24 protein-coding genes are annotated in these 24,136 nt (G+C 44.5%); 12 read left to right on the top strand and 12 right to left on the bottom strand.

What is annotated here, in order from left to right:
• Window positions 1-13: 13 nt before the first annotated feature.
• From PQ469_RS03280 to PQ469_RS03265, 4 genes are all read right to left on the bottom strand, one after another.
• A complete protein-coding gene (locus tag PQ469_RS03280) occupies window positions 14-241 on the bottom strand; it encodes a hypothetical protein (RefSeq protein WP_274211708.1) in 228 nt (75 codons plus the stop codon).
• Window positions 242-352: 111 nt separating this feature from the next.
• On the bottom strand, window positions 353-1,075 hold the full coding sequence (locus PQ469_RS03275; RefSeq protein WP_274211707.1) for a hypothetical protein: 723 nt from the start codon (window positions 1,073-1,075) through the stop codon (window positions 353-355).
• Between the two features lie 64 nt (window positions 1,076-1,139).
• Window positions 1,140-1,352: a hypothetical protein gene (locus PQ469_RS03270; RefSeq protein ID WP_274211706.1), complete on the bottom strand. Its 213-nt coding sequence runs from the start codon at window positions 1,350-1,352 to the stop codon at window positions 1,140-1,142.
• A gap of 240 nt (window positions 1,353-1,592) precedes the next feature.
• On the bottom strand, window positions 1,593-3,722 hold the full coding sequence (locus PQ469_RS03265; protein WP_274211705.1) for a sigma-54 interaction domain-containing protein: 2,130 nt from the start codon (window positions 3,720-3,722) through the stop codon (window positions 1,593-1,595).
• 308 nt (window positions 3,723-4,030) lie between these two features.
• On the opposite strand from PQ469_RS03265, the gene PQ469_RS03260 reads away from it, so the two are divergent.
• The 7 genes from PQ469_RS03260 (at window position 4,031) to PQ469_RS03230 (ending at window position 9,244) form a co-directional block, all read left to right on the top strand.
• Window positions 4,031-4,855, top strand: coding sequence for an MBL fold metallo-hydrolase (locus tag PQ469_RS03260; protein ID WP_274211704.1), 825 nt, complete (start codon window positions 4,031-4,033; stop codon window positions 4,853-4,855).
• A 109-nt stretch (window positions 4,856-4,964) separates the two neighbouring features.
• Window positions 4,965-5,705, top strand: a complete 741-nt coding sequence (locus tag PQ469_RS03255) for an SDR family oxidoreductase (RefSeq protein WP_274211703.1) — start codon at window positions 4,965-4,967, stop codon at window positions 5,703-5,705.
• Between the two features lie 6 nt (window positions 5,706-5,711).
• Window positions 5,712-6,908, top strand: a complete 1,197-nt coding sequence (locus tag PQ469_RS03250; protein WP_274211702.1) for an MFS transporter — start codon at window positions 5,712-5,714, stop codon at window positions 6,906-6,908.
• A 24-nt stretch (window positions 6,909-6,932) separates the two neighbouring features.
• Window positions 6,933-7,523 (top strand): TetR/AcrR family transcriptional regulator, encoded by a 591-nt coding sequence (locus PQ469_RS03245; RefSeq protein ID WP_274211701.1) that lies wholly within the window; start codon window positions 6,933-6,935, stop codon window positions 7,521-7,523.
• Window positions 7,524-7,663: 140 nt separating this feature from the next.
• Window positions 7,664-8,449 (top strand): alpha/beta hydrolase, encoded by a 786-nt coding sequence (locus tag PQ469_RS03240; RefSeq protein ID WP_274211700.1) that lies wholly within the window; start codon window positions 7,664-7,666, stop codon window positions 8,447-8,449.
• Window positions 8,450-8,459: 10 nt separating this feature from the next.
• Window positions 8,460-8,819 (top strand): EthD domain-containing protein, encoded by a 360-nt coding sequence (locus PQ469_RS03235; RefSeq protein WP_274211699.1) that lies wholly within the window; start codon window positions 8,460-8,462, stop codon window positions 8,817-8,819.
• A gap of 5 nt (window positions 8,820-8,824) precedes the next feature.
• The gene (locus tag PQ469_RS03230; RefSeq protein WP_274211698.1) at window positions 8,825-9,244 is read left to right on the top strand and encodes a hypothetical protein; all 420 of its coding nucleotides are present in this window, start codon (window positions 8,825-8,827) and stop codon (window positions 9,242-9,244) included.
• Window positions 9,245-9,326: 82 nt separating this feature from the next.
• Here the strand turns inward: PQ469_RS03230 and PQ469_RS03225 are convergent, their stop codons facing one another.
• Together PQ469_RS03225 and PQ469_RS03220 are read right to left on the bottom strand one after the other, a co-directional pair.
• Window positions 9,327-10,361, bottom strand: a complete 1,035-nt coding sequence (locus tag PQ469_RS03225; RefSeq protein WP_274211697.1) for a zinc-dependent alcohol dehydrogenase family protein — start codon at window positions 10,359-10,361, stop codon at window positions 9,327-9,329.
• Between the two features lie 14 nt (window positions 10,362-10,375).
• Entirely contained in the window at window positions 10,376-11,518 is a 1,143-nt protein-coding gene (locus PQ469_RS03220) for an alkene reductase (protein WP_274211696.1), read from the bottom strand.
• Between the two features lie 244 nt (window positions 11,519-11,762).
• Between PQ469_RS03220 and PQ469_RS03215 the strand changes: the two genes are divergently transcribed.
• Entirely contained in the window at window positions 11,763-13,193 is a 1,431-nt protein-coding gene (locus PQ469_RS03215) for an aminotransferase-like domain-containing protein (protein WP_274211695.1), read from the top strand.
• A gap of 77 nt (window positions 13,194-13,270) precedes the next feature.
• On the opposite strand, the gene PQ469_RS03210 is transcribed toward PQ469_RS03215, so the two are convergent.
• The 3 genes from PQ469_RS03210 to PQ469_RS03200 are packed head-to-tail and all read right to left on the bottom strand — an operon-like array spanning window position 13,271 to window position 15,909.
• Window positions 13,271-14,392 carry an alkene reductase gene (locus tag PQ469_RS03210; protein WP_274211694.1) on the bottom strand — a complete coding sequence of 374 codons (1,122 nt, stop codon included), beginning with the start codon at window positions 14,390-14,392 and terminating at the stop codon, window positions 13,271-13,273.
• 27 nt (window positions 14,393-14,419) lie between these two features.
• The gene (locus PQ469_RS03205) at window positions 14,420-14,797 is read right to left on the bottom strand and encodes a hypothetical protein (protein ID WP_274211693.1); all 378 of its coding nucleotides are present in this window, start codon (window positions 14,795-14,797) and stop codon (window positions 14,420-14,422) included.
• A 2-nt stretch (window positions 14,798-14,799) separates the two neighbouring features.
• Window positions 14,800-15,909 (bottom strand): alkene reductase, encoded by a 1,110-nt coding sequence (locus PQ469_RS03200; protein ID WP_274211692.1) that lies wholly within the window; start codon window positions 15,907-15,909, stop codon window positions 14,800-14,802.
• 271 nt (window positions 15,910-16,180) lie between these two features.
• On the opposite strand from PQ469_RS03200, the gene PQ469_RS03195 reads away from it, so the two are divergent.
• Window positions 16,181-16,873 (top strand): alpha/beta fold hydrolase, encoded by a 693-nt coding sequence (locus PQ469_RS03195; RefSeq protein ID WP_274211691.1) that lies wholly within the window; start codon window positions 16,181-16,183, stop codon window positions 16,871-16,873.
• A 7-nt stretch (window positions 16,874-16,880) separates the two neighbouring features.
• On the opposite strand, the gene PQ469_RS03190 is transcribed toward PQ469_RS03195, so the two are convergent.
• Window positions 16,881-17,198 carry a hypothetical protein gene (locus PQ469_RS03190; RefSeq protein WP_274211690.1) on the bottom strand — a complete coding sequence of 106 codons (318 nt, stop codon included), beginning with the start codon at window positions 17,196-17,198 and terminating at the stop codon, window positions 16,881-16,883.
• Window positions 17,199-17,734: 536 nt separating this feature from the next.
• Here PQ469_RS03190 and PQ469_RS03185 point away from each other — a divergent pair.
• From PQ469_RS03185 to PQ469_RS03175, 3 genes are all read left to right on the top strand, one after another.
• Window positions 17,735-18,139: a nuclear transport factor 2 family protein gene (locus PQ469_RS03185; RefSeq protein ID WP_274211689.1), complete on the top strand. Its 405-nt coding sequence runs from the start codon at window positions 17,735-17,737 to the stop codon at window positions 18,137-18,139.
• A 14-nt stretch (window positions 18,140-18,153) separates the two neighbouring features.
• Window positions 18,154-19,056: an MBL fold metallo-hydrolase gene (locus tag PQ469_RS03180; RefSeq protein ID WP_274211688.1), complete on the top strand. Its 903-nt coding sequence runs from the start codon at window positions 18,154-18,156 to the stop codon at window positions 19,054-19,056.
• 356 nt (window positions 19,057-19,412) lie between these two features.
• Window positions 19,413-22,412 carry a lantibiotic dehydratase gene (locus tag PQ469_RS03175; RefSeq protein ID WP_274211687.1) on the top strand — a complete coding sequence of 1,000 codons (3,000 nt, stop codon included), beginning with the start codon at window positions 19,413-19,415 and terminating at the stop codon, window positions 22,410-22,412.
• Here the strand turns inward: PQ469_RS03175 and PQ469_RS03170 are convergent.
• On the bottom strand, window positions 22,409-23,155 hold the full coding sequence (locus PQ469_RS03170; RefSeq protein ID WP_274211686.1) for a LytR/AlgR family response regulator transcription factor: 747 nt from the start codon (window positions 23,153-23,155) through the stop codon (window positions 22,409-22,411). The two genes, PQ469_RS03175 and PQ469_RS03170, sit on opposite strands and share 4 nt — an antisense overlap.
• Window positions 23,152-23,781 (bottom strand): sensor histidine kinase, encoded by a 630-nt coding sequence (locus PQ469_RS03165; protein WP_274211685.1) that lies wholly within the window; start codon window positions 23,779-23,781, stop codon window positions 23,152-23,154. The genes PQ469_RS03170 and PQ469_RS03165 overlap by 4 nt, the downstream gene beginning before the upstream one ends.
• Window positions 23,782-24,136: the final 355 nt, after the last annotated feature.

The following is a 24,136-nucleotide window of genomic DNA, read 5'->3' as shown; positions in this document are numbered from 1 at the left end:
ATTGAATTCAACATCATTTGTATATTAAAAGAAAAACATCTTGCACCATCAGGTAGATAGTAAAACCACGCTTCCATAATTGCACAAAAAATTGTTTTCCGGACGCCTGGAAGTTTTTACAATCCTCTTTACGGACGGCAAACGGTAAATGAATTCCGTTTATCCATGGCCGGGGCGGCTGATCATTTTGTTTGCAAACAAGGAATGTATCCTTACTGCCAAAAGATCTAATATCCTTCATGACTTCTGATTTTAATACGCGAACGATTAATTCTAATTAATTCAACCAGGGTTTGATAGTGAAATAAATTGCCACTTAATAGAACCCTGATCGAACACTTGATGCGTTACCTTATTTATCATTAAAATTGGTTTCCCCCATATCAATTGCAACCAACAATGGTTCTTTAACCACTATATGATCTCCTTGATAAGCATAAACACGGCGCGTAGCAGGGACAATTATTCCATTTATATCGCGGTAATCTGCGGCATAATTAGCGCCGGTAGCCCCGCCGAGTATATCAACCTTGTAGTCATGACGGCGAAGTAACCCATCCGGCCCAAAAAAGGAAATCTGTTCACGGCTGTGACTGGATATATAATCGGGGAAAGTTACTTTTAACCGTCTCCAGGTTTCCCCGCTTTCCTGCCATGGCTCAATCTCCTCCGTTACAAAACCCGGATAAGCGTACAGAAACGGTATGGTTAAATAGGTCCACAATGCTTCCCCACTAAAATAAGCAACGTGTACATCTTCCCACGCCGTTTCTCTGGTGTGTCCGGCAAAGGAAGAAATTGGATTTTCCCATGATTCTAAAACGCTGCCATCGCTTTCTGCAATGGAGATAAGTTTTGGTTCAAAAATTGTCTTTTTGTTTTGGCCTGGAAAATCCATAATCAGCTTTTCATTTTGGGTTTCAGCATATACGGAAATATTTTTAAGTACATCCGGCCTTCCTTTAACATACCAAACGCCGCCGGTTATTGATGCCTGCACATTTACGGATTTAATCTGGTTCCAGCGGTCCATGCCGCCATGTGCCGATATAGCGAGTTTTAAAAGATCATTCATTGTGTTTAATTTATTTAGTTCGATGAGTTAATGATGTTGATTTTATATAAATATCAAGTGAATATCAGCCGATAAATAAGGCCAGCAGGCTGCATGCCACGCGATAAAAGGAATTGGTGGAAAATTGGGGCGGCCCGACTTTTTTTCTCCCGGCAACCGGGAAAGAAAATGTCCGCCGTTTCTCGCGGATAGGATCAGGTATTGATATCGAAGCGTAGACGATGGCTATTGCACAAGCGGCCATCATGGTGTGCGTAAGTACAAAGACTGTTTCCATAGCGTTGTGATTTGAACGATGGAATGCCAAACAAGTGCCAATGTAATAATGTCCTGTATATCAATTGTTTAATAATTTTTATTTTTGATTCCCTATTTTATATCGTCAATTACCGATGGTGGGCGTTAATATGGGATAATAAAAAGGATAGGATCGCTTTTAGCCAGGTGATGGGCTTGTGTTAATGGAGAGGAGGTTGATTGAATTTAAAAAAAAGATTTTGATGCTGGTACCGATTATCTAACGGCTGTTATAGGCGCGTTTGATGTTGAGGCGCCTCATTTTGGAGTTTAAAGTAGAAGCTGGTATTTGCAAAACATCTGCAGCTCCTCCGATCCCGGCGACCTTATTGCTGCATTTCTTCAACACCATCATAATATGCGCTCTTTCAATCTCATCTATCGTCCTTATACGCATATCAGGTACACCATCGCCCATATTTTCCGCATCTGTTAATACAACCGGAATTTGGTTGATGACAGGCCCGCTGGCCATCAGTACGCAGCGTTCAATCAGGTGTTCCAGTTCCCGAATGTTGCCGGGCCAGTTATAAGCGCCGAGCTGCTTTAGCACCCTGGAAGAAAAGCCGGTAATCCGGCGTGTCGCCTTTTTCTTATGCTTCTCTAAAAAGTGACTGGCAAGCAACGGGATATCCTCCTTGCGTTCCCTAAGCGGAGGTAGTATGATTGGAAATACATTCAGCCGGAAATAAAGATCACTCCTAAAATTTCCCGCATGTACTTCCTCCAGGAGGTTTCGGTTAGTGGCCGCAACTATCCTGACGTTTACTTTTATTACGGCGGTCCCGCCGATGCGTTCTATTTCGCGCTCCTGCAGGGCCCGGAGCAGTTTACCTTGTAAATCCATTGGCAATTCGCCAATTTCATCGAGGAATAAGGTGCTGTTATTGGCGAGTTCAAACTTTCCAATCCTCCTGTCTGTCGCACCTGTGAAACTGCCTCTTTCATGTCCAAATAATTCGCTTTCTATCAGGTTTGCGGGCAACGCGGCGCAGTTGATCTTTACCATCGTTTTCTTTTTTCTGGAAGAGGTATTGTGCAGTGCCCTGGCGATCAGTTCCTTTCCAGTACCCGTTTCACCTAAAATAAGTACTGAACTCATTGTGTCGGCGACCTGTGAAACCATATGAAAAACTCGTTGCATTATCGGGCTCAGGCCAACGATGTCATTGTAGTTAAAGGCAGTGGCTATTTCTTCCTGAAGGTAATTGTTTTCAGTCTCCAGCTGTTGTTTATATCGTTTGATTTCGTCAAACTGGTCTTCGATTTTTTCGCTGGTAATGACGTTGTTTAAGGCTACTGACAATTGCTTTGCTATCTCCCTAATGCCCTCTGCAAATAATAATGGGATTTCAAATGAGTCTTTAAGAAAAAATAGCAATAGCCCCGTATTTCGGTTCTTGCTTTCCAGTAATGCGAAAACAACTTTCGTCCAGCCCTGGTTTAGCAAATTATTAAACAATTTCGGCGCATTTCGTTTACCTGCCAGTTCATTCAGTGACAAAGTAATCGGACTTGATGCAGATAAGCTGCGATCAAACCAGTTTTCCGCGAAAAGCAATTCTTCTTCGCTGAGTATATCCGAATCAGATGAGCCATTTACCGGCTGGTATGACTTTCCGCCATTCTCCGTTCTTAAGATCAGTATTGCCAGTTCCGGAAACAGGGTCTTAATTTTTTGCTGAACCAGTTTATTCAGATCCTCTTTATTATGTGTTGCTGCAATGTCGTTGCTAAAGGCAAACAATTCCAGTTTTAACAGGTCAAGGCCTGCTGTTGTGAGACCGTTGGTTTTGGCGAGCGCGCTTCCTCTTAGTAAAGTATCCAGTTTAGGCGCCAGTAATTTTCCTGTCAGGGTTAATACATCCTGGTCAGCAAGGCTAAATCCATCCGGCTTGTTCGTTCTGAATTGAAAAAATCCGGCAAGAACCGTTTGCTGAAAAAAAGGAATATAAAAAGTGTATTTATATTCTGTTTCCTTTTTAAAAAAAAGGGACGCTTCAGGCACGCTATTTATCCAATAGGACCCGGCCATCTGTCTTGATAATCCGGGCAGAAACAGGCTGTTTAAAGTGGCCCTCCCCTGGGCGGAAAAGAAATGCGGATCTGTTACACCTGCAAATTCATATAATTTCCTGTTTTTGAAGGTGTATCTTGATTGCGTCGCTGTTGCATCGTCATTAAAAATGAAAACGTCCGCTGCTTCAAAATCTACAATCTCCTGTAGTTCTCCAGCCAACAATTTAAACGTTTCTCCGATGCCGGCCAGTGGCCAGACCGCGATAGAAAGATTCAGCAGCCGGGCAGCATAGCTGTTATCCTTTTCTATTTCGGTAAGATGCTTTTCCATTTCAATAAATATACGGCTTAAATCTTATTTACCACATTAATCTACGATACTTCACCAGCCTTTGGCCGGTCGATCTCTGCACTCATTTCCATTTTAATGCCTGGATATAATGAACTGATAATCTATGCGTTAACAAAGTAATGAATTAGTTTATATGTTTTATTTCGCGGATTTACCAAAACTGTATATGAATGCATTAATTGATAATCAAATAGCTCTTTCGGTAACGTCATTCATCAAAATGACGAAATAAAACAGCAGATAGTTTTCAAACCCACAACAAGTATTTGATTACCAAATACATAACAATGGGCATGCAAATGGCATTTGCTGTGAAAATTAATCATATGAATGAGTTAAAAATAAAAACGTCTGTTCAGGTTATTTACCTTGGCGGCCCGACCGTCATTTTTGAGATCGGCGGTTTGCGTATCATGACAGATCCAACGCTTGATCCTCCCGGAGATTTTCCCGCCGGGCCTGATTACATTATCAAAAAGCTATCAGGGCCGGCTCTTCAAAACATTGGCGAGATCGACCTCGTTCTCCTGAGTCACGATCAGCATGACGATAATTTAGATAAAGCTGGTCGTCAGCTCTTAAGTATTGTACCTCAGGTTCTGTCTACGCCAGCCGCTGCCCAACGACTTGGAGGCACAGTCAAAGGAATGGAACCATGGCAAAAAATAACTATTAACGCACCTTCGGGCGATGAAATCACCATTACAGCAACGCCTGCAAGGCATGGTCCAGCCGACGTTGAAAAACTTGCAGGAGACGTTACCGGTTTTATAATTACGATCAACGGTGATAAAGATTCGGGTATATACCTGACAGGAGATACCGTTTTTTACCAGGGTGTCACCGAAGTAGCCGGGAGATTCAAACCAAAATATGTTTTTGTATTTGCAGGGGCAGCTAAACCACGCACACCATTCAGTCTGACCATGGACAGCAATGACGTCGTAGATACCGCTGCGGCCTTTCCTGATGCTATGATCATTCCTGTCCATTATGAGGGCTGGTCACATTACTCTGAAGGTGGCGATCTTTTAATAGGCTCCTTCGGTGCACTTGGAATCGCTGAACGCCTTAAAATTCTCTTGCCGGGTGTCGCAACATTACTTTATTAACATCTCTCGCTCAATTGCAATTAACAGGTCATATAAGCTTACAATAGACTGAATAGTCTAAATAACAAACTATTTAGTCCATTTTCGCAACACATTTTTAAATTAAATCATGAAAGATCAAAGAATAGCCCTGATAACCGGATCAAATCGCGGTATTGGGTTTGAAACCGCCAAACAACTTGGTGAAGAAGGTATCACTGTAATACTTACTGCACGCCAACTGGACGTTGCACAGCGCGCAGCAAGGGACCTGATCGGTCAGGGTATTGATGCATACGGTATACAGTTGGATGTAACCAACGAGGACGAGCGCAAAGCTGCCGCCTTATACATCGCGGAAAAATTTGGAAGACTGGATATTCTCATTAACAATGCAGGTGTTGCTCCGAAAGAGTCTCTTTTCGTAAGCAAAACGCTTGAAACTTCCAAAGAAGAATTTGCACACATCTATGAAACTAATTTTTTCAGTGTAGTTTATCTTACCAGGGAATTGTTACCCCTGATTAAAAAGAGCACTGCCGGCCGGATCGTCAACTTATCCAGTATCCTCGGTTCATTAACTATTCACTCACAGCCGGAAAGTCCTATTGCAGGATTCCGGGTGCTTTCCTATAATTCTGCAAAGGCCGCGCTGAATATGTTCACTATCCAGCTTGCTGATGAACTTGCTCCGCTGGGGATAAAAGTCAATTCAGCACATCCCGGATGGGTTCAAACAGAACTGGGTGGTAATGATCAGGCTCCAATGAGTATTACCGATGGCGCAAAGACGAGTGTAGGCCTGGCGCTGCTTGGAGAGGACGGACCGACCGGGAAAATGATCCATATGGGTGAAGAAATGCCATGGTAATCTAAGGTGAGAACATTTGAAAAAGAACATCAGGGAGTAAGCACGGTGCTTGCATTTGCGCTTATTCCCCTTTCGGGTTTTGCCACAGATATTTATATCCCTTCTCTGCCTGCCATGGCACATAGCCTTGGGGTAAAATCTACCGATGTGCAGCTCACCTTGATAATCTTTATGGTTACTTCCGGACTAGCCCAGCTCTTTGTCGGCAGTTTGCTGGATAGCTTTGGCCGTTACCGGCTTGGGCTTATTTCACTGGCTGTATTTACCCTTGCCAGCTTCGGCATTGCATGTACAACTTCGATTACGCTGATATACGCAATGCGGGCAATTCAGGGTATAACCGTCGCCTTAATCGTGGTTGGTAAACGTGCTTATTTTATAGATCTCTATTCCGGAGCAAAATTAAAAAGTTATACAAGCTTATTTTCAATTGTATGGGCAGCATCTCCGATCATCGCTCCGTTTCTGGGTGGTTACCTGGAATCCTGGTTTGGCTGGAGAAGTAATTTCTGGTTTTTAGGAATTACAACAACGCTGATACTTGTTCTGGAAATACTATATGGTGGCGAATCATTACAGACGAGGAATCCATTCCGGTTTCAAAATATATTGAACATATACTTTGAAACATTAAAGGCCCGCGACTACATGCTTGGCTTGCTGATGATTTCGATCAGCTATGCCATGCTGGTGGTTTACGGAATGGTTTCTCCGTTCATCATCGAGCATGTTTTTCACCTGCAACCTGTTGTCACCGGATATTGTTCACTGATTTCCGGGCTTTCGCTGATGACCGGCGGTATTATATCCAGGTCATTGATCAGCAAACCATTGAACCAAAAACTACCAGGTGGGATAAGCATCCAGCTTTTGCTTGCATTGCTCATGGTTGCCAGCAGCTATGCTTATAACAGTCTAATAATTCTCGTGCTATTTACCGCACTCATCCACCTTATATCCGGGTTTTTATTTAACAATGTATTCGCCTATTGTCTGGGTAGATTTTCTTCATACGGAGGAATAGTAAGCGGTATAACCGGCGGCGGCCTCTTTATTTTAACTTCACTGATCAGCTACGGTACGGTCAATCTCATTACGATCAGGAATGAAACCTGGCTGGGCGGAACTTTTTTGTTTTTTGCTTTGATTTGGCTGACCATTTATCTATGCTTTGCCAAAATCGTAAAAAAACAAACCGTTTAGTCTATATTTGTACGGTAAATTACAATGGGAAAATCGGAACAAAAAAGGCAATTGATTGTCAGTAGGGCAGCCGTGCTGTTTAATGAAAAAGGTATCGCCGGTACATCCGTGGATGATATCATCGAAGCTACCGGCACCTCAAAGGGCTGTTTTTACGGACACTTTGAAAGTAAGGAAGCTTTATCTTTTGCTTCAGTCGACTATTTACTGGAAAAACTTACTGAGCGTCGGCATACCGCGCTTAATAAACATACGAAAGCATTTGACAGGATCTGTTCATTTATGGAAATGATCAAAAATCCATTAAAAAGCTACTTTGACGGCGGATGTCCAATAATAAATCTGTCTACGGAATCCGATGACACCAGTCCTGTCATTAAGAAAAAAATGAAAAAGATGATCAATGGTGCGATCAGTGAATTCACGGAGGTGCTTAGTTCAGGAATAGCCACGGGAGAGTTTTCAGCGTCACTCGATGCGAACGAATTTGCAACTAAAATGTTCCTCGGAATCGAGGGCGCGAATGCAATATGCAGAGTGCTCGGCACCGCTGCCCCTATGCATACGTTGACCAGCAGTCTCAGAAAAGAGCTGGCAGGCCATCTTAACGGTTGACAGGTTGGTGGATTAACGAAATAAAACGGGTCAATCCTGAAGAAAAATCATAAAATATTGAATATCAAATACATGCAGTTTGGTATCGCTCTTGTATTTCGTGTTTGAATAAATATTTAATAAAACTTAAAAAATCAAACATGAAAACAGAATTCTTCAAAAAGGAAACGGCACGAGCGTTATTAACGATTGCCATCATCTTCTTCTCCGGATTACTTTTCGGTGAAAGCGCTTCAGCGCAGGTTAAAAACATTGTACTTGTACACGGTGCCTGGGCCGATGGTTCGGGATGGTCAGGGATTTATAAATTACTGACCGCTAAAGGATACCATGTAGATATTGTGGCCAATTCCAATCTGACCTTTACCGATGATGTTGCGGCCGTTAAAGCCGTGCTGGCCAGGCAGACCGGACCGGTGATCCTCGTCGGCCACTCTTATGGCGGAGCAGTGATCACGGAGGCGGGTGACACATCCAGCGTCGCCGGCCTGGTTTATGTATCAGCATTCGCTCCTGATGCCGGGGAGTCTTTACTCGGCCTTTTAAAGGCAGGCCCTCCAAACCCCGAATCAGGGATTGTGCTTCCGCCGGTCAACGGACTGGTGTGGTATGACGTAGCAAAGTTTCCTAAAGATTTTTGCCCGGACCTTCCAGCAGCACAAGCAGACTTTATGGCTCACGCGCAAACCCCATCCGGCCTGGCCACATTTACGACTGTGCTGACAAAAGCTGCCTGGCGTAACAAACCAAGCTGGTATATCGTGTCAACCCAGGACAGGATGATTCCGCCTGATGCTGAACGTTTCATGGCCAAAAGAGCTAATGCAAAAGTTACGGAGATAAAGGCGAGCCATGTGGCTTACATGACGCATCCTGAAGAGGTTGCAGCAGTGATCGAAGCCGCGGCAAAAGGTGCGGCAAAATAAGTATTGGGCCATGATCAAACTATCCATACTTGTCCCGCGAAGGTCAGACCTTACGCTCGAAGAATTCAGCGCACACTGGAAAAATATTCACGGCCCTTTGTTTTCAAGCCAGCCGGAGGTTAAACAATATGTTAAAAAATATATCCAGGTGCATAGTACAGGCGCGCACCTGGATCAGTTCCCGGTAGCGCCCTTTGACGGCATTGCTGAGATCTGGTTTGAAAAAATGGAGGACATCAACCAGGTTTTCGGCACCGAAAACTACCTGAAGAATATAGCTCCGGATGAAGCCAAATTTATTGACAGAGCGCATATTCTTTGGATATATGCTACCGAAAACGTAGTCATCGATCTTAAAAATCAGCAATAAACATCATGACAGATCAACTATTAACAGATCAGAATAAGGCATTGGTGCATAGTTTTTATGCAGGCGGTACAAACAGCGAAGCCAAGGAATATGGGGAGATTTTTCACCCTGAATTTAAAGTGACCGCTCCCGATTATCTGCCCTGGGGCGGCACAAGCAATCTCAAAACCTACCTGGAAGATGTATTGCTGCAGGTAACAGCAGTGCTTGATTTTAAGCGTTGCGAAATCATTTCACTTATCGGTGAAAATGATAACGTAGTTATTGTAATTGATATCGGGATCATGGATACACCACATACCGTAAGAATATCTGAGCACTGGTCGATCCAAAAGGGCAAGGCCATTAATTTGTGGGTAGCTTATTTTGAGCCTCAAAACCTTATGGACTTGATTGAAAAAAGTGCCACCACACGCACTATCTAAAAAGCTCATAACTTAGCTGTTAAAATAAAAAAAGGAACGAGGCCAAAGCTTCGTTCCTTTTTTATTCCTATAGTCTGCTTGCTTAGATAGTAACCACGATCTTCCCTATCTGCTCGTTGGATTCCAGGAAGCGGTGCGCTTCAACAATCTGCTCAAAAGGAAATACCTTGGCAATTACGGGTTTAAGAAAGCCTTCCGCAAGTCCCTTAAAAATAAATATCCGGGCTTTTTCCACACGTTCCGGGTCCTTAGTTGTATCCCAAACCGTATGGCCGCGAATCACGGGAATCTTGTTCAGCACCTCTATCAATGGCAAGGGCGTAACCTCATCACTTAGGGCGCCATATAAAAATATTTGACCGCCACGAGCTAATGATTCCAGCAATTTGGCAAACACAGGCCCGCCTACCGGGTCGAAAATGACCTCAGCACCTTTGCCATTCGTAATCTTCATTACTTCGGCTACTATATCCTCCTCCTCCGTTGCGATCACGTAGGTTGCACCTGCAGCTAACAATCTTTGTTTTTTTGAACCGGAACGCGTTATGGCAACAGGCACTGCTCCTACCATATTGGCTACCTGGATCGCAGCAAGCCCCACGCTGCTTGAAGCAGCCGGAATCAACACAAACTCTCCTGCGGAAAGTTTAGCTACATCAATAAGGGCGCTGTATGAAGTAATAAAGGGATTCCAGATAGCAGCAACCTGCTCAAAAGCAAGCAAAGGCGGATTTTTGATAACAGCATGCTGCGGCATCAAAATTAACTCCCCATATACGCCATAATCATTTTGTGAAAAAGCCGGGATGGTGCCCACTTCATCGCCTGCCTTTAAATGTTTTACATCACTTCCTACAGCATCTACAATACCCGAGGCATCATAACCCAAACGGGCCGGCAATACCGGGGCTTCAATATAATTCCCTGACCTCCACATGGATTCGGCACGGTTCAGCCCGATGGCTTTAACCCGTATCCTGACCTCATGACTTGCCGGAGCCGGAATTTCCAAACTCTCGATCTGAAGTACTTCCGGGCCGCCGGTTTTACTAAAACGTACTACCCGGGCTATTTCCGTCCCACTTGTTGCGGATCCTGATTTATCTGTTGTTTTCATTTGAATCGGGTCCATCAGGCTGAAATTGCTTCTTCTTTGTAAAACGGATAATCGTTATACCCGTGTGCATCGCCTCCGTAAAACGTATCCCTGTCATAAGGATTAAGCGGCAGGTTATTTTTAAGACGGAAAACCAGATCGGGGTTGGCAATAAAATGCCTTCCGAAAGCTACCAGGTCAGCGTTCCCCTTTTGAAGGATATCATTGGCTTTTTCGCCGTCAAAACCGCCGGCGGCAATAATGGTGCCCTTGAAAATTTGACGCAGGTGCATTGCCGCTACAGGCTCCAGGTCTTCTACTTCTTCAACAGAACCTTTAACACGCGGTTCGATCAGGTGCAGATAAGCCAGCCCAAATTTGTTAAGCTGCTCTGCTGCATAGCTGAACAACGCGATAGGGTCGCTGTCGAACATGGAAGCAAATGTTCCGCTTGGCCCTAAACGTACTGCGACACGATTGGCACCCCAAACCTCCACAAGTGCTTCAACAATCTCCAGCATAAAACGTATGCGGTTTTCAATCGACCCACCATAGCTGTCTGTACGTTGATTAGATCCATCCTGAAGAAACTGATCTACCAGGTAACCATTCGCGCCGTGTAATTCCACGCCGTCAAACCCGGCCTCTTTAGCTTTTATAGCCGCTTTCCGGTAATCTTCTACCATAGCCTTTACTTCTTCCGTGGTCATCGCCCGGTTCAGGTCGGCGGGGACCCAGCCGGTGGGGGTATACACAAAATCTTCAAATTCAATAGCAGATGCGCCTACTGGCTGACCGCCATTTGGCTGCAGGCTACGGTGTGATTGACGGCCAACATGAAAAAGCTGATCGAAAATAATCCCGCCCTTGTTATGTACTGCGGTAGTTACTCTTTTCCAGCCTTCTACCTGCTCATCGGTGTAGATGCCAGGAGCACCATAATAGCCATGACCGGTTTCGGAAATGACTGTACCTTCGGCCACGATATACCCGCCCGGGGTAGCGCGCTGGGTATAATGCTCAACCAAAAGATCGTTAGGAACAAAATCAGCGGCTGTGCGCATACGGGTTAAAGGAGCCATAACTACACGGTGAGTAAGCTGGTATGGCCCTAATTGAACAGGTGTAAACAGATCTGTACTACTTACAGCTGTTTCAGTATTATTATTTGTTTGCATTTTTAAATGAATAAATTTTACACATTGATCAATCGAAATAACCTGACTATTTCGATTGATCTTCGGGTCAAAGTTCGGGTTTAACAGGGCACACAAAAAGATACAGTTGGCATCAAAAAAAAGAGATCAGTTGCATATTTGATCCTTATTTTTAAAACTGTTAACTAATTGCCATATTCCTGCTCAACAGGCCACCCTCCCGTTTATAAGGCGTATTTTTGTTACGTATTTATAGAAATCTCTAATGAGTCACAAAGCATTCCGCTATGAACAGGTAGTTCGTAAATTAGAAGAAACAATTATCGGGCTAAGGCTGCAACCGGGAGATAAACTTCCCTCGGTACGTAAGGTGAAGGATGAACTAAAGGTTAGTTTAACCACCGTAAACCAGGCTTATGCTATCCTGGAAGCAAAGGGAGCCGTTATTTCAAGGCAGGGTTCGGGTTATTACGTCAACTCTTTTAACAAAAACCCGTTGGCCAGAGCGGCGGCCAACAATTTCGTCCCGCTGCCCGAAATTGTTGAAGTAAGCAGCATGGCTGCGACCATGGTAAAAAATACGGCCAAACATAGCGTGATCAATTTTTCTTCACTTGCCCCTATCAATGAGTATCTTCCGATTACCAAACTCAACAAGGCCATGCAGGCTTCGGCAAAGGAGGAAAAAGATATTTTTCAATACTCCTTTTTAGAAGGCCATCCCCGCTTACAGAAACAGATAGCGTTACAGTCATTTGAATGGAAAACAAGCATCAAACAGGAAGAGATCCTGATAACCAACGGGTCAACAGAGGCCATTGGGCTTTGTCTTGATGTACTGACCAAACCCGGGGATATTGTTGCCGTTGAATCGCCAACATACGCCGGCCTCCTGCAATGCCTGGAAAGTAAAGGCCTAAAGGCTTTAGCCATTAGCATGGATCCCGTTACCGGGCTAAACCTTGATGAACTGGAAACCGCATTAGCTACCAATAAGGTTGCCGCTTGTTTGTTTATGCCGGTTTGTCAAAATCCGTACGGCTGCTCGATGTCAGAAGAAAGCAAAATAAAGCTGGTAAATATGCTGGGTGAAAAAGGCATTCCCATGATTGAAGATGATACCCTGGGCGAGCTTAACTTTGCCAGATCAAGACCCTTACCTGCCAAAGCCTATGACAGTTATAACAACGTGCTCTATTGTTCTTCGTTTTCCAAATCACTGGTTCCCGGGTTCAGAATTGGGTGGGTAGCCGGAGGCAGGTATCATGCCGAAATTGAAAAGCTCAAGTTCTCGGCCAATATTTCAACCAATGGCCTGTTGCAGGATACCATTGGCCGATTTTTAGAGAGCGGCAATTATCACGCCCATATTAAAAAGCTGCGCGAGTTTGCGCAAATTCAAATTATAAAATACAGGAATGCTATACAGGAGTATTTTCCGGATACTGTAAAAATAAGCTGCCCGAAAGGAGGCTACAGTTTATGGATAGCGCTGCCCGAAAACTTAAACGCGCTGGTACTACAGCGCGAAGCCCTGAAATATGGTATCGGGTTTTGCCCCGGCCAAATCTTTTCGGCTTCAGACCGTTATAAAAATTGCATCCGTATCAATTGCTGCCCTTTGTGGGGCAATAAAATAGCCGATGCCTTAAAAACACTGGGAAAATTGGTTCATGCGTTGTCTGACACAAATTGATCATACCGCCTCCATAAAAAAAAATTACCATTGTGCCGTAAAGGCGCAATGGTAAATAAAAGACCGTTTGCGGCTTGTTATGCATCGGCATACGCTTCGTAAAATGCGTAGTCTGTATATCCTTTTTCGTTTCCGCCGTAAAATGTTTCCCTGTCATATGAAGCGAGCGGAATACCGTTCTTAAACCGGAAAACCAGATCCGGGTTGGCAATAAAATGTCTCCCGAAGGCGACCATATCGGCATATCCTTTTTCGAGAATGTCTTCTGCTTTTGCCTGGTCAAATCCCCCGGCGGCGATCATTTTGTTTTTAAAGATCCCCCGCAGATGCATTGATGCAACGGGCTCTAAGCCATCAGCTATCTCGATATTACCATTTATTCTTGGTTCAATAAGATGCAGATAAGCCAGGTCAAGCTCGTTCAAACGTTCTGCAGCATATCCAAACAACGCTATGGGATCACTGTCTGACATAGAATTAAAGGTACCGCTTGGCCCCAATCTTATCCCAACAGCGTCCGATCCCCAAACATCAACCATCGCTTCCAAAACTTCGATCATCAAACGGACCCGGTTTTCCATACTACCGCCATACGCATCCGTTCTGTGGTTAGTACCGTCCTGCAGGAACTGATCAATCAGGTAACCGTTTGCCCCGTGCAGTTCAACGCCGTCGAAACCCGCCTCCATGGCACGTAACGCTGCCTGGTGGTAGTCTTTAACCAAGGCTTTTACTTCTGCGGTTTCCAGTGCGCGGTTTGGTTCTGCCGGAACCCATCCCTGCTGCGTAAATACCAGGTCTTCATGTGGAATCGCCGATGCACCGATGGGCTCCGCACCATTCGGCTGCAAGCTGCGGTGAGACTGGCGTCCCACGTGGAAAAGCTGATTAAAGATAATGCCTCCTTTTTCGTGAACGGCCGCCGTTACCTTTTTCCATCCTGCTACCTGCTCATCGGTGTAGATACCGGGTGCGCCATAGTAGCCATGGCCTGTTTCGTTGATCACCGTACCTTCAGTAACCAGAAAACCTCCTTTGGTCGCACGCTGCGAATAATATTCCACCATCCAATCGTTGGGAATAAACCCGTTGACCGTACGCATTCGCGTAAGCGGCGGCAGCACGATCCGGTGCGCAAGCTCGAACTTGCCCAGCTTAACAGGGGTAAATAAGGTTACTTTTTTTGATTGATTTTCCATATATGATTGTTATTTAATTGTTTCATTTCATCGGGCACCAAGTGAATGATAGAACACCGCGGCAGCAGTAGATAGCCGGGCCGCAACCCTCGCCAGCCCCGCTTCCCTTCTGAGTACATTGTCATTTGTTAAAACTAATTCGAGATAAGCTGCCAGCTCGTTTCGAAATAGTAGTTGTCCATCAGTGCTGGCATTTAGTGTTATCGCAGTGCAAGTATTTGCAAACTTGTGCTGCCCGCTTAGTTTATCACAGCTGATAAATTCCTCTGATACTTCTCTGACGACCATATAGACAGCTTGCCGGTAATTAATGACCTGCTGTTCCCGGCTGACATCGGCAATCTCATCTTGTATGCCCGTTTTCTTTTGTTGAAGTACCGGTTGCATATTGCATAGTCTTTTCATGATCATTGGTTATATCGTGGGAAATCAATGTAATCAGTTTCGTTTCCACCCCAGAAAGCTTCGCGGACATAAGGGTTTAGTGGAAGGTTTTGCTTAAGACGTTCCGGCAGGTCAGGATTTGATGTAAAATATCTCCCGAAGGCGACCAGGTCGGCATCCCCTTTTTGGAGAATAGCTTCGGCGCCCTGCCGGTTGAATCCACCGGCAGCAATGATCGGACCTTTAAACACTTGTCGCAGAAAAGAGGACGCAACAGGCGGCAGGCTTTCATCTATGGTTTCTGTTCCCATTACCCTTGGCTCTATAATGTGCAGGTAAGCCAAATCATAGCTATTCAGTTGCTGAGCGTAATGCCCAAACGTGGCTTCCGGGTTTGAATCAGATATGGAGCCCCATTTTCCACTCGGAGAAATCCTGACGCCGACCCTGCTTCCTCCCCAGACAGATACCAGGGCTGCTACGAGGGCCAACGAAAATGCCGCCCTTTTTTCAATCGTTCCCCCATAAGCATCAATTCGTTTATTAGTGCCGTCCTGCAAAAAGGTATCGGCGAGGTAGCCATTGGCGTTATGCAGTTCGACTCCGTCGAAACCAGCTTCTTTCGCACGTTCCGCTGCTTTGCGGAACTGTTCGATAAGGCCCGGAACTTCACCGGCATCAAGAGCCCGGTGAGGTGAAACGGGAACCCAGCCATTCGCAGTGAATGAGAGTCCCTCAAATGGAACTACTGATGGGGCGATTGGCGCTTTTCCTCTGCTTAGATCGACATGGGACTGCCGGCCGTCGTGTGAGAGCTGCATAAATATATAAGCGCCTTTTTCGTGAACAGCATCCGCCAGTTTCTTCCAACCGGCAACGTGGTGATCTTCATAGATACCAGGCGCGCCAAAATAGCCGCGGCTTTCATAGGAGGGATGCACCGATTCGGTAATCATGAAACCACCTGGGGATGCCCTTTGGCGATAATATTCAATCATGATATCGCTGACACTATCGTCGGGGTTAGCTCTGAGCCGGGTAAGCGGCGGGTGTACCACACGATGGCTGAGCGGCAAATCCCCAAGCCGGAAGGGGGAGAAGAGCAGCATCGAATTTGTTTTTGAAGTTCCCATTTGTTTTGCTTTTGCAGGCTGGGTTGCCACTTTGATGCCACTGATTAAATGTTTGTTTATCAGATATATACAGATTACCTTAAATAGTTATCCCGTTTTATTTCGCTATTCTCCTCACTATGCTTTTTAATTTTGCACCGGAAATCCATCAGTAAAATGACGATATAAGACTACTTTTCTTAATGAATCCATCAACAAATCCCTGATTCCAAACCATTTGCAATACGGCTCGCAGATTGCAACGGTCAGGCAAAGCTTAAATGATTTTATTATGAAACAAAAATTGAATGTGGTGCTGGTACACGGTGCCTTTGGTGATGGCTCACACTGGAAAAAAGTTATTCCGCTACTGGTAGCCGAAGGCTACAATGTGAGAGCGGTACAATTGCCGCTAACTACTCTGGAAGATGATGTGAAAAGGGCTGGCGACATGGTAGCGGCAATGGATGGGCCGGTCTTACTGGTAGGACATTCTTACGGCGGTGCGGTTATTACGGGCGCCGGTAACCAGGAAAATGTGGTTGGCCTGGTCTACATAGCGGCTTTTGCGCCTGATGCGGGCGAATCTGCCGGAGGGCTTTTGAGCCTGCGTGAAGCGCCTGCGGGTATTGCTTTTGTAAAACCTGATGCGCAGGGTTTTCTTTACGTAGATCCGGAACACTACCATGATGTATTTTGTCCGGGTGTATCGGACGAGGATGCGCTTGTAATGGCGCTTTCGCAAAAACCTATCAACGGAGCTGCTTTCGGCGGGCCGTCAGGTGCCCCGGCATGGAAATATAAGCCAAGCTGGTACCAGGTATCGGCCAATGACCAGATGATCCCCCCGGAAACAGAAGCGATGTTTGCCGAACGGATGAAAGCCCGCAAAACAATAACGCTTGCTGCCGGCCATGCCTCCCTTGCTTCACATGGTGCCGAGGTGGCTGCCTTCATTTTAGAAGCAGCAGCAAGTTTATCCTAATTGCAGATCAACGCATTGCATACAGAGAATGGCGATCTGTCCCAGGACAGTCGCCATATCCTTTATAATGGTTTAATGTCAATATACCGTCCGTTAACAGGATCCCTTTTTCACCGCTGCCCGTTTCAATGGTATGCAGGTATTTGAAGGAATGACTCAGGCAATCGTATTGCTGGTCTTCTAACCGAAACGCCACCCCTGCCATATCATAATATTTATCCGTTTGAATACATACCAGCAGATTATCACCTGCAAACCGGAAGTCCTGTTCATACCCATGTTCATGCAGGGCAATGATTTTTTTGGTTAAAAATGCGTTTGTCATTACTTTGTTTTTTAGGTGATCATATGGTGAAATTGAATGGGATATAAAAGGTGAAGCGGGTGATAAGCTAAGGGAATATTAAAGCCAGCTATCGCTATCCTCCCTTGATTTGAAACGCAGAGGCCTTACATTATAAAACAGTGTGACAATGCAGCAAAATGAAACAGCCTTGGTAATCAAAAAGATAAATGTTCCCATAATGAATTGAATTAATGATTTATCTGGTTGTTCCAAAACTCATTCCTTTTCGCAATGCATTGATAATCAACACATAATAAATACTCTTAATCTTTCCCTGGCGATATATCGCTGATTAACAAGGTTATTTGCCAAAGCCTTCCGCCAAATAAGATTAGGAACGGTATAAACCCGTACCATTATAAAAGACGGAGCATGACCATCATTGTCTGACTTTGTCGCGTCGGGAACGCTTGGTAAAAAAATGATATATCAAGACATTACTTATTGACTATATGTATATATAATTGAAAATCAGTAAATTAATACAATGGCATCTCGATTGCTTTACCTATAACATGGAAAAGACAATTGAAGAAAAGAATAAATCATTGGCTCTTGAAGCTTTTGATGCGGCATTTAATAAGCGTGATAAAGCGGCTTATGAACGCTATTGGTCACCGGATTATATTCAGCACAGTGCGCATATTTCTCCTGGCCGGGATGGACTTAAAGAGCTGATCGCATCGGCTCCAGCGAACATGAGGTACGAGCCGGGGTTAGCAATCGCAAAAGGAGATTTCGTGATGATCCATGGCCGCTTTACCAATATTGGTCAGCCTAAAGCCTGGGTTGTTGTAGACATTTTGCGCATCGAAAACGGCTTGTTAGCGGAGCATTGGGACGTAATTCAGAATGAAGCAACAGCAGCAGAATCAAGGAGCGGAAAACCAATGTTTGGAGATCAATTTAGCGAGGTTTAAAAATCTTTATTATTATGAAAACAATCAAAGTAAAATTAATACTGGCAATTGTTGTGACGGGTCTCAGCTTCACGGTGGGCGCTCAGGAAATCAAAACTATCGATACCGCCCCTTTAAAATTGACCTATTATAATGCCCCCGAGTCTGCATTCGGAGTAACCTCCGTTCTTGTTTCCGGAAAATCAGATGCCATATTAATTGATGCCCAGTTTACGCTACCCGATGCTGAAAACGTGGTTAAGGAAATTAAGAACAGTGGTAAGAATCTAAAGGCCATTTTTATCAGTTATGGGGATCCGGATTTTTATTTCGGCCTGGAAGTATTTAAAAAGGAATATCCTAACGTGCCAATCTATGCTACTGCAACTACGATAGAACATATTAAGGCAACCTATAAAGGAAAATTGGCTTATTGGGGGAGCATATTTAAGGACGTTATCCCAAAGACAATCGTCATTCCCAAACTACTGACCGGAAACTCCCTGACATTGGAGGGAAAGACCCTATCTCTGATTGCTGTTCCAAATGCTCCGGCCCGCAGCTTTATATGGATACCATCCATCAAAACAGTTGTTGGTGGCATCAATGTTTTTGGAAATAATTTCCATTTGTGGATGGCTGACGATGCAACTGCTACAAAAAGAGCATTGTGGACAGCGGCACTTAATAAAGTCATCGCCTTGCACCCCGCTATAATCATCCCGGCTCACTTTCGGAAAGGAGCGGACCTCACGGTCGTTTCTGCCGAATACACCAAAACTTATATTGAAGCCTATGAAAACCGGTTAAAAAAGGATAAGACCTCCGCTGCGTTAATAAGCGACATGAAAGCTAAATACCCAAAAGCGACTTTTCTGACCGCGCTTGAACTTGGGGCGAAAGTGAATACAAGAGAACTGCAGTGGCCTTTAAACTAAAAGATTATGAACATACTGATTGTACTTCTGTAAATCAACCTGATATTTACAGGATCATTAAACCCGGCAAACCAAATGATAATAAGATCAAGCCCGTCTCTTGATTGCCGAAACGGTTGGTGGTCCTTAAATAATGGTTGATCGAAACAAATAGTCCGGAGTGATAAATTCCGCTTAGAATACATTATGATAAACGGCATTTGTTTAGTAAAAGATTGAGTTGACACGGATTCGAAGAAAACCGGCTCCGCTAATGGTAAATTATTACATCGGCATAGCATTTCTTTTACCGAAATCCGGTTTCCTGAAAGGAACAAATACTAAATTACCGTTTCAACATCTATCTGAACTTATCCATGCGTTATACCTTTGCAAACCACCTGCTTTTGCGGATGCCTGTTAAAAATCAGGAAGACTATATTGGTGACACTCAATTGTTTTTGGATGATTTACACTTCAGGAGTGCCGTTTTCCTGGCGAGCCCCGCGTTTTACGAAACACTCGAGAAACAACAATTTGTAACCATAAAATTATCGGCGAGAGAAGAAGGCACGCTTAAAAGATATATTAATCGCTACTGTTTTCGACCCACACCCTTCGGTATGTTTGCATCGGTTTCCCTTACCGAATGGAAGACCGATTCGGTTCAGCCATTATTTGAAACCCAGGCTTATCAGACCCATCTTTATACCGACCAAACCTACCAGGCGAAAATTAGCCAAATACTGCTCAATGGAGCAATGAAGACGAAAGCCAGGTTCGAGAGCAACCCTTCGTTATACCGGGTTCTGAATGAATACCGTTTTTTCCGAACGGGGATTGACGAAAGCTTTAAGCAGCGGGAGTATCTCCTGCAGGCCATCGCCTTTTCCAAGTTATTGAAAGACTTGATCGCTTTTTGTATTAAGGGGCGTACACTACCGGAAATCACAGGCCATATCAGAAATTCCGCTGGTTGCTCATTGACCGAAGCAATCGAATATGCCGATTTTCTGATCGATTCACAACTGCTTGTGAACTGTTTGCGGCAGCATATTACTGGTCCTGATTATCTGGACAGCTTACTTAAACAGCCGCAATTCTTAGCGTCTGAAAGAGGGCTTCAGCTGCAAAAAGAGTTGCACTCCCTTTCAGAAATTTTACCAAATCCTGATAATATTCAATGGCTTAACAAGCAGCTTCAGGCCTTCCTGCCAAGAGAACAGGCATTACCGCAAACAAACAATTTCAGTGCAATTCTCCAGAAAAAATCTAATGTGACAGGACCCGCCATTCGGTGGCAGGAGATGTTAAGGGATGGGATTTATGCCCTGGATCTACTCGCCCCGATTGACCAGTTGCCTGCGATGGATCATTTTATGAATTCCTTTCAGCAACATTTCGAAGGTCAGTCCCTGCCATTACTTATCGCGCTTGACCCGGAAGCCGGTATCGGCTACCAGCAGGAAGCCCCGGATAAGCGTAATCCCTTATTGGAAACGCTGCATATTCATAACAAACCAAAACCAGGACCATCGCCGGGATGGACGCCTGCCCAGGGATTGTTGTTAAAATCTTGGCTTAGGGCTAAGCAGGAGCCGTTGCCCGTCATAGAATTGAATACAGCGGAATTGCAGGAGCTCCAAACATCCGAAGGACAACAAACGACCGGCATGTCGGTGTTGTTCCGGATATATGGTGATCAACTATTTATAGAAAGTGCCGGCGGCAGCAATGCTCCCGCGCTAATAGGAAGATTTACCGTGATCGATGAAGCCATCTTCGAAGCGGCCAGAAATATGGCGCAACATGTGGAACGACAAAACCCGCAATTGCTTTTCGCGGAATTGCTGCATCTATCAGATCCGCACGTAGATAATGTGAATCGAAGAAAAAACATTTACAGCTACGAAATACCGGTAACTGCTGCTTCGTCACTTCAAAAAGACCACCAACTGGAACTGGCAGACCTTTACATCCGTGTTGTTCAAAATAAAGTGGTGCTCTTTTCAAAAAAACATGGCAAACAGGTTATACCAAGGCTTAGCTCTGCCTATAACCACAGTTTGAATAAGCTCCCCCTATTCCGGTTTTTAGCAGATCTTCCATACCAGTATGGCCGGTTCAATCTCAGCCTCGATCTCCGGCAATATTTCCCCGGTCAGGAGTTTTACCCCAGGGTGGTTTATCGAAACACAATCCTTTACCTGGCCACCTGGGTGCTTACCAAAGATGAGATAGCGGCTTTACAACAGGAGAGTTTTGGTAAAGCCTTAATGGCGTTCCAACAACTTAGCAAAAAAGTCAAGCTATGCCGAACCTTTTCGCTGGTGGAGGGCGACCAGCAACTTGTTTTTGACCAGGAAAGTGAGGACGAGATTGCTTTCTTTTGCAGTTGTATCCGGCAAAAGACAGAGGTGATTTTAAAGGAATTTATACCACAGCCGGAAATAAGGCAATACAATGCGTTCGTTCTTCCGGCGGAACCATTAGCCTCTACGTATGGGGAAATAAAGCAATCCGGTCAACGAATTAAGATCAAAAGAAAGTATCTACCAGGCTCCGAATGGCTTTACCTGAAGATATATGCGCCCCGCCCAGGAGCCGCCGGCCTTTTGCTGCGATTGCAACCATTGCTTAATAAACGATACAGCCACGGAAAAATCAGTAAATGGTTTTTTATCCGGTACGATGACCACGCACCACATATCCGGCTCCGTCTGAAAGTAGCCCCGGAGGACATCAGCGAGGTACTCCTTGCGTTCAAAGCCAAACTGGAGGACCGCATCCAGCAACACGTTATCCGGGAGTACCAGATCGAAGTGTATACCCGTGAACTGGAACGTTATGCTGAAGCCGGCATAGAAAAAACAGAAGACTTTTTTTGGTCGAGCAGTGAATTGGTATTATATTTTTTAAAAAAGAACCGTTATGATATGGCAGGCACCGCCCACCATTTTGCCATTGTCACCGTGCAGTCAATGATCAAAGTATTCCTTACTCGTCCTGACGATCAGTTGGCCTTTACCCTGGAATCCTACCAGCAGTTCCTTCCCGAATTCGCGGAGGGCAAAGTAAAAGTAGAACTGGATAAAAAGTACCGGGAATTGTCAGGAGGCATCTATTCTGCATTGAATGCGAATGATAAGGGGCTTCTAAGTGGATCACTCAGGGCAGGACAAAGATTTATATCCATCGTTAAAGAGATCAATGAAATTTTATCACGGGACAACAGCGACAAACTCAATTATCTTCGAAGCGTCATTCATATGCATCTTAACCGCCTGTTTACAGATGAACCGCGCAAGCAGGAAATGATTACGTATTACCTGATTTACAAATATTTGCTCTCCCTTAAAAGCCGGAGTAAAAACTAATCGTCCTTATCCGGCTTACGGTTTGTTTTAATCAAATATGCATCCATCAGATCCAGGAAACGTTGTTTATAATTATCGCCCATGTCCAGGGACTCACCGTTTTTTAGTTTGATCTGCCCGCGTTCGGTCACCTTCACAAAATTGACATTCACGATAAAGGAACGGTGAATTCTGGCAAACAACGGTTTGGGAAGGTGATGCTCAATCTCCTTCATGGTCAAATAGGTCATGTGCTTGCCGTCGGTAGTATGGATCTGAATATAGTTAACCGCGCCCTCGATGTACATCACCTCGTCAAAGGTGATCTTCACCATTCTGCCCTTGATTTCGCTTTTGATATTAAAAAAGTCCTCCCTGATCGGATAATCGTTTTTAGCGGCTTGTTTTCTTTTACGTTTTGCATGCTGGATACATTTCAGGAAGCGATCATAGGTTATGGGCTTTAATAAATAGTCAAACGCTTCCTTTTCAAACGCCTGAACAGCGTACTGCGGGAATGCCGTGGTAAATACAACAGTGGTATACAGATTTACCATACCCGCGAGATCAAGACCCGATAGCAGGCGCATATCGACATCAACAAAGGTAATATCCGGCGCGTTTACACCCGTCAGGTCATCAAGGGCTTCAACGGGATTGAGCGAAGTTCCTACCAATTCTAACTCCGGAGTTTGTTCTATGTATTCCTCCATTAAAGCAATCGCACCTGATTCATCATCTACGACATAGCAACTGATACTCATAAGTCTGTTAAAGTTAAGGTAACGGTAAATAAATCCTCCACATCCCTGGTCAGCATGGTGTATCGTTCATGGTAATAATTGTTCAATCTTTTTTTAATATTCTTCAACCCGAGTCCGCCTTTAGGGTACAGATTTGTATTTCGTTTCCGGTTACGCGTTTCAAAAAACAGGGTGTTTTCCTTTATCTCCAGTGTAATCCTCGCCGGCACTTTCTTTTCTCCGAGATCACCATGTTTCATCATATTTTCGACCAGGGTAATGAGTATAAGCGGTATGATGCGAATGCCGCCCAGCTTACCCTTTTTCCTGAACCGGAGATAAAACTGCTCACCAAAACGCATGCGGCACAATTCCACCAGGTTTTCCAGCTGCGCTATTTCCTCGGACAGGGATACCGTGCGGGTATCGTCGGCGCTTACCAGCGAATAGCGCATCAGTTCGGATAAGCGTGCTACACCCTGACCCGCATTTTCAGATAGACCGCGTACAGTGGTATAGATAAAGTTCAATGAGTTAAACAGTAGATGGGGGCTGATCTGATTTTGCAGGTAAGCATTCTCCACCGACATATACTTATTCTCCAGCTCGAGATTCTTTGCCAGCGTTTTCAATTGCGCTGTTTCCATCAAATGGTTGCGTTCCTTGAACCTGACCATATAAAGCATAGACCAATAAGCAATACTAAACCCTATAAAATATACCCCCCGCCAAATATTAGTGAGGACATATTTCTGATCTCTTTTGATCTGTAAAATAAGTGTGGTTTTAGGGTCTGCTATTACATAGTCAATTAAAAACTTAATAATTAAGTAGGCAACGATTTCAATTAATATTAAGGCAATTGAAATCAAATATGGTTTGGAAGTTTTGAAAAAAGCGAAATCCAGAATGATATGTGCATTACAATAAAACAGGCAAATGTTCAAACCGTAGAAAATCACAAAATCCAAAATATTCGAGTGTATTCCTACCGTAAATTTC

This window comes from Mucilaginibacter sp. KACC 22773, assembly GCF_028736215.1.
In the GTDB taxonomy this organism is placed as follows: domain Bacteria; phylum Bacteroidota; class Bacteroidia; order Sphingobacteriales; family Sphingobacteriaceae; genus Mucilaginibacter.
This window is presented reverse-complemented; position numbering and strand designations above follow the sequence as displayed.